Consider the following 8,881-nt stretch of genomic DNA (forward strand, 5'->3'; position numbering starts at 1 on the left):
CCCGGCGTCGTTCATCGCGAGCGACTCGATAGCGGTGTTGCCGACCGGAACGACCAGGGCGGATTCCGGAATCGTGATCCCCTCGGGAATCGTGATCGCGACAACCGCTCCGTCGTCCATGCTGCCGTAGCCGAGCTCGAAGGCGTAGCTGCCACCTTCGGTCAGTACGGGTGTGCCGTTGGCGTCGGTATCGGACACGACCGGAAACACCGTCACGGAGCCGCCGGCCGCAGCTGCCGGAGCCGCGAAGGCCCCTAGTGAAAGCACGGCGACCAGAATCCCAGCCAGCCAGTGTATGAAAATGCGCGCGCGCGAACGCCTCGCGATGTGCTCAGACATCGTTTCTCCCCAGAAAAAGGGGACGCGTGTTAGTACACGCGTCCCTGCGTCGGCGGCGCGATTGCGCCGCCCGAGCGACAGTGCCGAGATTCGGGTCTCACAACTGTCATCGGAAACTTGTTCCCATAGATGAGACGGTCGAGGACCCGAATCATTACGCGAGTTTCTGAAGCTCTTCCTTCTGAGCCACGATCGCGGCTCAGCTCACCCGATTTCGCGCATGCGCTTGGCCCGGCGAGCGGCGATGACCATCGCGGTCGACAGGACCACGCTGATGGCGACGGTCACGACGGATGCCTCAACGCCGAACGCCCCGCCGGTGAGCCACGCATCGCCGTGCACCGTGGTCTCGAACAAACCGGGCTCGCGGTGGCCCGAGACAGGGATGCCGAAGAGATTCTGGATGCAGTTCCAAGCGAAGTGCAGCCCGAAGACGAACCACAGGTTGCGACGCCACACGAAGGCTGCGCCGATGAGCACACCCGCCTCGACCGTGATGGCGAATCCGCTCCACAGCGAGGCGCCGGGGTTCAGCATGTGCGCGCCGCCGAACAGCAGCGCCGTGATGGCGACAGCGCCCCACGCGCCGATGTACTTCTCAATAGCCTGCAGTGCGAGGCCGCGGAACACGAGTTCTTCGACCACCGCGACGCCCAGGTGCACGGCGATCGCCAGCGACACCGTCGACATCGCATCGACCGGATGCCACACCACGGTGTAACCGCCCATCGCGACGACCGTGAGCACGGACGAGATGATGAACAGCGCCCCGATCGCACCTCCCATCAGGAACTCCCGCACGATGGGACGTCGGAGCTCGCCGATACGACGACCCGCCACGAAGCGCATGGTCATGATGTACAGCCCGATGGCTCCCGCCGTGCCGATGAGCGCGGCGGCGACCTGGAACGGAGCAGCCAGCTCCTAGGCGATCCCGGTGACCAGTCCGTTGAAGAGCGCGATGGCGGCGACGCCGATCACCAGCCACATGAGTGGGAACGCGAGTACCCGTCGGATAGGGCCGGGCTTGTCGGCAAGCTGTGTGGTGGACGAGGTCATCTCTGGATCTCCGCTTCTGGCCGTCTTTCGGCCACACTTCGAGATTAGAAATGCGCGTCACGCGTGAAATCCCCCAAAGGTGAACAATTCTCGCCGGTTCAACGCCCGGCGATTCCTGCGCGATGTGCGAAGACGACTGCCTGCACTCGATCGCGCAGCCCCAGCTTCAACAGCACTCGCGACACATACGTTTTCGCCGTCTCGCTGCCGACGGTCATCGACTCGGCGATCTCGGCGTTCGACAGTCCCTCGGCCAGGAGCGTCAGCGCCTCGTACTCGCGGGCGGTGAGTGCGCTGAGCATTCCGTCATCGGTGAATGCGGGACGGATGCGGTCGCCGAAGGCACCGATCAGCGCCCGCGTTGCCGCGGGGTCGATGAGCGCGTCGCCCTTCGCGACGGTGCGAAGTGCCTGAAGCAGCGCTTCGGGCTGGGCGTCTTTGAGGAGGAACCCGCTCGCCCCGGCGCGCAGCGCGTCGTAGACGTAGGAGTCGAGATTGAAGGTCGTGACGACCAGCACCTGCGGCGGCTGTTCACTCGCTCTGAGAATCTCGGCTGTCGCTGAGATTCCGTCGAGCCGAGGCATCCGCACATCCATCACGACCAGATCTGGGAACAGACGCGCTGACTGTTCGACGGCGTCGCGACCGTCGACGGCGATTCCGACGACCTCGAAGTCGGGCTGCGAGCCGATCACACGCGCGAACCCTTCGCGCACGAGTGCCTGATCATCGGCGACGATCACGCGCCGTGTCGGGACGCCGCTCATCGCCTCCACCTCGCGATCACCGTGTACTGCCCATCTTTCGCGTTCGCCGTGAACAACCCGCCCTGCTCGCTCACGCGCTCCTGCATCCCCGAACTGCCGCGACCACCATAGGGGAGCGGGTTGGCGGCGGCCGAGGCATCCGGAACAAGAGAATTGACGACGGTCAACTCGAAGGCGCGCTCGGTGACGCTGATCGTGAGCCGTACCTCCTGACCGCGTGCGTGCTTCATCGCGTTGGTGACCGTCTCACGGGCGACGCCGTGCATCACGGCGATGATCTCGTCGGGTATGTCATCGACTGAGCCGCTGATCTGCATCGAGATCGGATACCTGGTCTGCTGAAGCCGCCTGACCATGCGAACCGTCGCGTCTTCGTCGGCGCGCTCGCTTCGAGAGGATGATCCGGTATCGGGCTCGAGCGTGCCGAGCAGCGAGCGGAGTTCCGTGAGCGCGAGACGGCCGGTTGAGCTGACGGATGCCGCGATCGCATCCCGATCGCTGAGCCCCTGCGGGGTATCGTCAAGGTATCGAGCGGACTCGGCCTGCACGACCATCGCGGTCACATGGTGCGTGACGATGTCATGCAGTTCGCGCGCGAGAAGAGCCCGCGCCTGGCGATCGGCGGCCGCGGCGGCACGCTCGAAACGTGCGGCCTGCTCGACCCGCCAGCGTCGCGCCAGTTCACCGGCGACCCACGGCACCGCGAGCACAGCGGCGAAGGTGATCCAGTCGATCACCTCTTCCGGGGACCCCTGCGCGATGAGCACGGCGACCAGTACGAGGTAGCCGACACCGCATCCCACGATGGTCACGACCCGTCCACTACGCAGATGCGCGGCGCACGAATACAGCGCGATCAGCAGCCCCAGCCCAGCCAGGCCCGTGTCAGCGCCGATCGTTTGGGTCACACCGAACGCGACGCCGATCACCAGAAGCGCGAGCGCAGGCTGCGTGCGCCGCACCGCAAGCGGAAGGGTCTGCCCCGCCATCAGCACGACAGCTGCCCACGGCCCGACCTCGCGGTGCAGCTCGCCCAGCTGAACGCCCTTGATACCGAGGGGCAGCAGCGCCAGTGCCATCAGCGCCACAGCGCCAATGCTGTCACGTACCACGGGGTTGGCCGAACGCCACCGGTCGCGCATGCGCTGCCAAGCGGGAGGCATGGCAGTGGTTGCGTTGTTCATGAGCGCATCCGATCCGTCGTCTGACTCAGTCAACGGCATCCGAATGGGCCGGCACAACTTCGCCGCGCGAGGTGGACGGGCGGATCGGATACTTCGACCGGCTCAGTGACCGGGTGGGCCGCGCGGGACGCGGGCAACGGCCCACGGGCGCACTGCTATGGTGACCCCAAGCTCAGTGGAAGGGCGTAGGGGAATGCTTGAGGTGTCGGTTCTCGGCTCGGTGCGGGCCAGCACGGGGGGCCAGGAGCATCCGATCGGTGGCTCCAAGCAGCGCGGGCTCCTCGCCCGACTCGTGGTGTCTCGCGGCCGCTCCCTCTCGGCCGAGCGACTGATCGATGAGCTGTGGGATGACGTTCCCCCACGTGATCCGGCACACGCACTGCAGGCCCGGGTATCACGCCTGCGCTCGGCGGTGCCGATCGACATCGAGTGGCGAGACGGCGGCTACCGCATCGATCCCAACGATATTCAGACGGATGCTGCGCGCTTCGAACAGTTCGTCCAGCGGGGCAACGCGCTGCTGGCAGAAGGAGACCTGTCACAAGCCGCCACCCTCATCGGCGACGGACTCGACCTCTGGCGCGGAACGGCGTTCGCAGGCCTGCACGATGTCACCGCGCTGCGTGTCGAGTCGGTGCGCCTCGAGAATCTCTGGTCTGCCGCGATAGCAGATCGCATCGACCTCGATCTCGCCCTCGGACGCAGCGCTGCCGTTGTCTCCGAACTTCACGCGCTGCTCGAAGAGAACCCGCTGGCCGAGCGCCATTGGAGCCAGTTGATCGCGGCGCTGTACTGCGATGGGCGCATCCAGGAGGCACTCGACGCTTTTTCGCGCGCCCGCAGGATCTTCGCCGAGCAGCTGGGTGTCGAGCCGAGCAGTGAGCTCAGCAGGCTGCATCTGGGGGTGCTGCAGGATCAGCCGCCACAGTCGCTGCTGCGCCTTTCGAGCGCAACGCTCACTGAATCGCGCGCGGGCGAGATCGATGTCGAGATCGCCGATACCCCGATTCACTGCATCACCTCGAACCAACCCGACATTCTCGCGGCGATGGTTCGGGACGGACGGACGTCTGTGTTGACCGGCCCGGACGGCATCGGCAAGACGCACCTGCTGCGCGCTATCCGCACTCAGTTCGAGGCCCAACGCTGCACGGCCTCGCTGCTGATCGCGACCCCGCTGAGCTACGCCGTCCCGCTGGGCATCTTCGCCGGCGTCGTCCCCGAGAAGTGGATGACCCCCGCTGCACTCGTTGAGCATTTCACGCGCAATCGTTCGACCACGGTGCTCCTGGTCGACAACGTCGAACAGCTCGACGATGCCTCCCTCTTCGTCATCAGCCAACTCATTCGCAACTCGCGCGTGCCGATGGTGCTCACGGCAACCGATCTGGACGGCGTCCCCGACGACATCCGTGCCCTGTACGACAGCGGCGACATCGGTGAGATCACCGTCGCACCGCTGACCTCTGCCGACGCCGATGAGCTCGTCCTCCACACCATCGGCGGCTCGCTCACCCCGGCCTCCCGCCTCCGTATCTTCGCTCTGGCGCAGGGCAACCCACTGCATCTGCGCGAGATCCTCACCGCGTCGGTGAACGAGAACCGTCTCATTCGCACCGACCACGGCTGGGAGCTGCAGGGCGAGCCCGCCTCGACAAAGCGTCTTGCTCAGTTGGTCGGCGAGCGCTTCGAGGGCCTCGATGATGCCAGCATCGAGGCCGCAGCGAAGATCGCGATCGCCGGAGAGTATCCGGTCTCCGGCCTGGAGAGCATCGAACGGCGGATGCTGGCACGGGCAGGCGTCGTGACCTATTCCGCCCCGGGATGGCTGCGGCTCTCGCATCCGCTCGACGGCGAGTTCCTCCGCCGCCGCTGCAGCGATGCCCTCTGGCGAGAACTGTCCCTCGAGGTGCTTGAGGTGCTCCGCACAGGCGAAGCCGCGGCATTTTCCGCTGTGCGCCGTCACGCGCACATCCTCATGCTCGATCTCGGCGAGCCCGTCGAGGTCGAGCCCACGCTGGAGCTCGCGCAGTACGCGCTCGGCGCGTTCGACGAGCGCCTCGCTCGGCGGGCGGCGGCAGCGGTGATCGACGTCGAGCCCGACAACACCGCCGCGCACCGAATCGCCGGCATCGCAGCATCCATGCTCGGCGATTTTGAGGCCTCAGCCGCACATTTCGAGGCCGCCGCACGCTCGGCGACGACACCAGAAGAACAGACGGCGACAGCTCTCGCGCACGCGCAGCACGTCGGACTGCGCCACCACGACGCCCCCGCGGCGCTCGACATCATCGAGCAGGCACTGGCCACGATGGATGATCCGCGAGAGATCGCCCATCTGCAGCGTGATGCGCTGCGGTGGTCGGTCATCGCCGGGCAGACCCGTGAGATCGCCGACGCCCCCGGAGACACCAGTAACGCCGTGGCGGTGCGCGGTCTGCTCACGGCGGCGAACGCCGCGGTCGTCACCGGTCCCCTCGAAGACGCCACGGTGACCCTGCAGCGTCTGCGTCAGGCGCCGGCCGAGATCATCGCGCTGGTGCCCGGCGGCGCAGCACTGATCGAGCTCATCTCGATCATGGCCCTGTCGAACACCGGCGACATCACGGCCTCCCGCCGCCGCTTCGAACAAGCCATCGCCGATGCCGAGGCGAACGCGCCCGAATCCATCGGCAGCTGGGAGTACGGACTGGCACTGATCGACCTGCTCTGCGGCAACGTACACGATGCGTACGAGGGTGCAGCATCCGCGACCCTGCACCTTCAGTGGCGCGATACCTCAGGATTGTTCCCCGCAGCTCTCGCGCTCGCCGGCGGCACGGCCCTCGCCGCCGGTCACGCCGACGAGGCCGCTGCGCGCTTCGACGCAGTCCCTTCCGCCGCCGATACAGACCCGAAGGTCGTCATGCTGCGCGCATGGGCTGACGCATGGCGCGAGAACGCGGCCGGACACCCCGGCGCCGCTGCGCGACTGCTCGTCGATTCCGCGCGCTGGATGCTCGCAGCCCAGCACACCTTCTTCGCCGGACTGCTGGCGCACTGCGCCGTCAAGGCCGTCGGCGCCACACGGGTGAGCGGGCCGCCCGGCACGTCAGCGGTGGCGGACGATTCGGATGCGGCCGGTGACGATTCGGATGCTCTCGGTGACGTGCTCGGCGAGGCGATCGCGGTGCTGGAAGAGGCGTGGGAAATCGGCCACGGAGGGCTGTTGGGTTTCCTCGTGCGCCACGCGGTGGCAACCGCATCCGACGATCGCGTCACGCTCGACAAGATCGCTCGCGAAGCCGAGACCCTCGGGATGGCCTCGACCGCCGCAGACACCTGGGTGATGCTGGCACAGCCCGAGCATGCTGCGCGAGACGGCCTACCGACGGCGCTGTGGACTCGCGGCGAGGTGGCTACTCCGCCTCTGGCCTGATGATGGTGTACCCGACTGTCGAGTCCTCTCCGTCTGAGCCCGCCATGATCCCGACGTTGACGGCCAACGTCTCATCCTTCTTGTACATGCCGACGACCATCTCGGCCTGATCGGTCCACATCACCTGTTCCCAGTCGGAGAAATCTGATTTCACCTGCGCGGCGAGCTCCTTCACGCTGCGCGGATCACTCACGGTCACCATCATGCCTTCGGCCACCGTTACGCTCTGAACGACGTTCTCTGAGACCAGCGGAACCTCGGATGGGAAGTCGTCCGGCAACTCACCGAACTCGATTCCGGCCTCGCCACCGGTGATGCCCTCGATCACGTCTTCCGCCGCGTTCTTGGCAGACTCTTCCGTCGCATTCTCCACGATCGCATCGAGTGGATTGGCGAAGCATCCCGTCAGGCCCACCGCAATGACGAGCGCGAGCGCGCCCCCGGCGATACGGGTCGGTACGGATCTGCGTGTGATTGTCATCCCCAGCTCTTTCATCATCATGTCCCCCTCGGTATGGTCCATCCCAGCACCTCGCGCTCACAGATCACTCACACAGCTGCGGCCCGCCGTGCGTGCGCGTGAGCGATCTGTGAGCGCCCCCTGGTTGCATGGCCGGACACAGCTCGTTGCACCTGTCTCTCGTAAGGGGAAATCATGGATATCTACTCCGGCATGCTCGCCGCATACATGGCCGCACTCGTCGGCATGCTCGTCGTCGGCGTCCTCGTCTACGTCGTCACCGCCTTCTTCTTGTCGAAGGTGTTCGCGAAAGCAGGAGTGCAGGGCACCTGGAAGGCATGGGTGCCCGTGTACAACTTCATGGTGTTCTTCAAGCTCGGCGACCTGAGCCCCTGGCTGGTGCTTTACTGCTTCGGCGGAGCGATCCTGCTCAGCTGGATCGGCATCGGATTCATCTTCTCGCTCGCGCTGTTCGTCGGCGGCGGTGTGGCGGCATACCGCATCGGCATGAAGCTCGGCAAGGAGACCGCATTCGTCGCCTTCTGGCTGATTCCGCCGGTGTGGCTGGGCATCGTCGCCTTCGGCAAGGAGCAGTGGAACAATGCTGTGGCTCCCGCGCAGTGGGCCGGCAACGCGTTCCTCGGCGATCGCACCGTGTGGGACGGTGTGCCCGTTCAGGCATCGGCGGCACCCGAGGCACCTGCTGTCTGACGCTGCGCGTCGCGCGGCCCAGTAGACTTGGTCTGCCCCGCCACACCTCTCGTCACTTGGAGCGCGCGTGACCACCGCCCCCGCAGCATCCGCTCGTCAGCACGTCCCCGACTCCGTCTCGAACGCGGTCGCCACGCCCGAGAAAGAGCAGCCCTACGGCGCGCTCGGACTCAAGCCCGAAGAGTACGCGCGCATCCGCGAGATCCTCGGCCGCCGCCCCACCTCGGGCGAGCTGGCGATGTACTCGGTGATGTGGTCGGAGCACTGCTCGTACAAGTCGTCGAAGAACTATCTGCGCCGTTTCGGCGAGAAGGTCTCCGACGAGATGAAAGAGCGGCTCATGGTCGGCATGGGCCAGAACGCGGGCGTCGTCGACGTCGGCGAGGGCTGGGCCGTCACCTTCAAGGCCGAATCGCACAACCACCCGAGTTTCATCGAACCGTTCCAAGGTGCAGCTACCGGTGTCGGGGGCATCGTCCGCGACATCATCTCGATGGGCGCTCGCCCGGTCGCCGTGATGGACGCCTTGCGTTTCGGCGCGATCGATCACCCCGACACCGCCCGCGTCGTACACGGCGTCACGGCAGGCATCTCGTTCTACGGCAACTGCCTCGGGCTGCCGAACATCGGCGGCGAGACGGTGTTCGACGGGGTCTACCAGGCCAATCCGCTCGTCAACGCTCTCGCGGTCGGTGTGCTGCGCCACGAAGACCTGAAGCTCGCCAACGCGGAGGGTGTCGGCAACAAGGTCGTGCTGTTCGGCGCTCGCACCGGTGGCGACGGCATCGGCGGCGCCAGCATCCTCGCCTCTGACTCCTTCGACGATGGCGGCCCGACCAAGCGCCCCGCCGTGCAGGTCGGCGACCCCTTCGCCGAGAAGGTGCTCATCGAGTGCTGCCTCGAGCTGTACCAGGGCGAGCTCGTCGAGGCCATCCAAGACCTC

9 protein-coding genes are annotated in these 8,881 nt (G+C 66.3%); 3 read left to right on the plus strand and 6 right to left on the minus strand.

Features of this window, described 5'->3' with window-relative positions; genetic code table 11:
- The 5 genes from Q1J95_RS11835 to Q1J95_RS11855 all read right to left on the minus strand — a co-directional run.
- On the minus strand, positions 1–267 hold a 267-nt coding region (locus tag Q1J95_RS11835), incomplete at its 3' end, for a hypothetical protein (protein ID WP_300267793.1).
- Positions 268–543: 276 nt separating this feature from the next.
- Positions 544–1,194, minus strand: a complete 651-nt coding sequence (locus tag Q1J95_RS11840; RefSeq protein WP_300267794.1) for a CPBP family intramembrane glutamic endopeptidase — start codon at positions 1,192–1,194, stop codon at positions 544–546.
- A 69-nt stretch (positions 1,195–1,263) separates the two neighbouring features.
- Positions 1,264–1,398, minus strand: coding sequence for a hypothetical protein (locus tag Q1J95_RS11845; RefSeq protein ID WP_300267795.1), 135 nt, complete (start codon positions 1,396–1,398; stop codon positions 1,264–1,266).
- Between the two features lie 98 nt (positions 1,399–1,496).
- Positions 1,497–2,165 (minus strand): response regulator transcription factor, encoded by a 669-nt coding sequence (locus Q1J95_RS11850; protein ID WP_300267796.1) that lies wholly within the window; start codon positions 2,163–2,165, stop codon positions 1,497–1,499.
- Complete coding sequence (locus Q1J95_RS11855) at positions 2,162–3,349, minus strand: histidine kinase (RefSeq protein WP_300267797.1); 1,188 nt, start codon at positions 3,347–3,349, stop codon at positions 2,162–2,164. The genes Q1J95_RS11850 and Q1J95_RS11855 overlap by 4 nt, the downstream gene beginning before the upstream one ends.
- A 193-nt stretch (positions 3,350–3,542) precedes the next feature.
- On the opposite strand from Q1J95_RS11855, the gene Q1J95_RS11860 reads away from it, so the two are divergent.
- The gene (locus Q1J95_RS11860; protein ID WP_300267798.1) at positions 3,543–6,767 is read left to right on the plus strand and encodes a BTAD domain-containing putative transcriptional regulator; all 3,225 of its coding nucleotides are present in this window, start codon (positions 3,543–3,545) and stop codon (positions 6,765–6,767) included.
- Here the strand turns inward: Q1J95_RS11860 and Q1J95_RS11865 are convergent.
- Entirely contained in the window at positions 6,748–7,248 is a 501-nt protein-coding gene (locus tag Q1J95_RS11865) for a hypothetical protein (RefSeq protein WP_300267799.1), read from the minus strand. The two genes, Q1J95_RS11860 and Q1J95_RS11865, sit on opposite strands and share 20 nt — an antisense overlap.
- Positions 7,249–7,422: 174 nt before the next feature.
- On the opposite strand from Q1J95_RS11865, the gene Q1J95_RS11870 reads away from it, so the two are divergent.
- Both Q1J95_RS11870 and Q1J95_RS11875 read left to right on the plus strand, forming a co-directional pair.
- Positions 7,423–7,938, plus strand: coding sequence for a DUF5684 domain-containing protein (locus Q1J95_RS11870; RefSeq protein WP_300267801.1), 516 nt, complete (start codon positions 7,423–7,425; stop codon positions 7,936–7,938).
- A 67-nt stretch (positions 7,939–8,005) separates the two neighbouring features.
- Positions 8,006–8,881, plus strand: an 876-nt coding sequence (locus Q1J95_RS11875) for an AIR synthase related protein (protein ID WP_300267803.1), incomplete at its 3' end; no start/stop codon positions are given.

The organism is Microbacterium sp., from assembly GCF_029263575.1.
Taxonomy (GTDB): domain Bacteria; phylum Actinomycetota; class Actinomycetes; order Actinomycetales; family Microbacteriaceae; genus Microbacterium.